1 protein-coding gene and 1 pseudogene are annotated in these 579 nt (G+C 27.5%); both read left to right on the top strand.

Translation table 11 applies throughout. From position 1 onward, the window contains the following. The coding region (locus tag B0A78_RS13975) for a lipocalin family protein (protein ID WP_133065797.1) at positions 1-235 on the top strand (235 nt) is incomplete at its 5' end. Positions 236-350: 115 nt separating this feature from the next. Further along, positions 351-579: pseudogene (locus B0A78_RS13970) on the top strand (hypothetical protein); the annotation flags it as partial.

Genomic DNA, 579 nt, shown 5'->3' with positions numbered 1-579 from the left:
ATTTCTGTCTGGAAATATTACTAAAGAGCATTACTTCAAGAATCCTAATTGTCAAGAAACAATTGATACTGGAACTTGGAATAAAACTAATAATTCAGTTGTAATAACATTTACAAATGTACCAACACCAACAAACGTTAATTTTGAAATTTTAGAACTAACAAGTACAACTCTAAAAATGAAATTTGTACGTTCTGGAATAACATATTTATCGGTTTTTACAAGAATTCAGTAACAAAAAAACTGAACGGCTAACAGCCGTCAGTTTACCGCTGAATGGAAAATAAATAAAAAATAAATTTATAAATTTGTCAACTAAAAATAATAATTAACTTTTAAAAATGAGAACTATGCACAATTTAAAAAATCTTTTTCTAGTACTATCAATTCTTTTATTAGGTTTATCATCTTGCAGTAAAGATGATGATTCAACACCAATAACTTCTGTTGCATCATTAGAAGGAAAATGGCAATTAACCAAAGAAGGCGGGATAATAAACAATCAAGAAGTTTTAACTGATTATCAACATACTTCTGGTTGCGCAAAAGATTATATGGAATTTCTGTCTGGAAATATTA

The organism is Flavobacterium columnare NBRC 100251 = ATCC 23463, from assembly GCF_002530675.1.
Classification (GTDB): Bacteria; Bacteroidota; Bacteroidia; order Flavobacteriales; family Flavobacteriaceae; genus Flavobacterium; species Flavobacterium columnare.
Note: the sequence above shows the minus strand (reverse complement) of the source record. Positions and strands in the feature narration are given on the sequence as shown.